Here is a 1,456-nt window from a genome sequence, read left to right as displayed (position 1 = left end):
GTCCAGTGCTGAGCAGGTGAGCCGGCACGGTGCCCCAGCGCCGCATGACTGCCAGACGCTCGTCGAACCCGCTCAGGGCCAGCGCGACGAAACACACCACGCAGACGATGACGATGAGGATCGTGGCCCAGCACAGGCGCGAGCGCCGGCGCGTGTCGACATGGACGAACATGCTCAAGGCACGCCGCGGGCGAGATGCGGCCCTTCGGCTTCCAGCGACGACAGCGCGAACATCGTTTCCGGGCCCACGACGCCGTCGGCCGCAATACCGAACCGCTGCTGCAGGTTGCGGACCCGCGCCTCCACCGTCCGATCGAAGATCGTCGACGGCGATGAACCGCCAGGATTGGCCTCGGGCGGAAGGCGACCAAGCAGCCAGTGCATGCCATCGCCAGCGTCGCCACGAGTCAGTTTTCCGGGCATGGCGGGGTCGACACGGAACACGGCATAGAAGCGACCGTTCCATACACGTTCAAAGACGTCACGGGTCAGTTCGACGTATTTGCCGCCCAGATAGAGCCGTATGGCCTGGTCGCCCGCGCCGACCAGAAGCACCTGCTGTCTGGCGTGAGCGTCGTCGAGTTCGAGCACGATCGGCCGGTCGAAACGGCGCAGCTGGTCGAGTGACCCCCGCCCGCTGACGCAGGCAAAACCAGGAAAAATGACCGCATCGCAGTTGATCGCGTTGGCGACCGAGGTGTCCTTCGATCCAACCTGCCATCGTGCGAGCAGCTCCCCCCAAACCCGCACCTTCCCGACATCCGCCGCGGGCAACGCATCACTCAGTTTCGCCAGCGCTTGCTCGGGGGTCACCGTGACGAGGTTCTTCGGGCGCGAGGGACTGCGCCCGGAGAGGAACCATGTCGCGGCGCCGCCGACGAACAGGATGGCCAGCATGGCGCCCACCGCAAGGAGGAGTTTCCGATAGCGACGGAGCCAGTACCGAGCATGTTGCGGCAGCACCTCTCGGGCGACGAATCCGAGCGCCCGCTCGCCTATCGACTGTTCGCCCCGCTCAGCTGCGCGCTCGAGGGCACGGTGTGCCAACGCGTTGAGGCGGCGAGGGTTGCCTTTGCCATCGTCGCGAAGCGTGCGCAGGCCGAGACGGCTGAAAGGCATGTGGGTCGTGCCTGCGACGTGGAGCCGGTGACGAACATAGCGCTCGCTCTCATCACCACTCAACACCGGCATGGGAATACGGCTGCGCACATGAGCCGCGATCGATGGTGCCGACGGGCCGGACAGTCGTTCGCGTAGTGCCGGCAGACCCGCGAGCAGGATGTGGAAAGGTGCGTCGACGTTCTCGCAGGCAAGGAGCAAGCRCTCGACGATCGCCAGGTCGTCATCGGCAAGCTGATCGGCGTCATCCAGGATCAAGAGGTACCGGTGGTTGCCGTGTTGGGAAATCCTCCCGAGACCGGCAGCGAGCCCATCGACCAGATGGTCTTCCGTGTTG

General features: G+C 65.6%; 1 protein-coding gene. It reads right to left on the bottom strand.

The window, feature by feature from the left end; all coding sequences use genetic code 11:
- Nucleotides 1–174: 174 nt before the first annotated feature.
- Nucleotides 175–1,456, bottom strand: a 1,282-nt coding sequence (locus AC1DSN_RS22570) for a peptidoglycan-binding protein (protein ID WP_477333058.1), incomplete at its 5' end; no start/stop codon positions are given.

This window comes from Luteibacter sp. P4_D7_3 (assembly GCF_056401735.1).
Note: the sequence above shows the minus strand (reverse complement) of the source record. Positions and strands in the feature narration are given on the sequence as shown.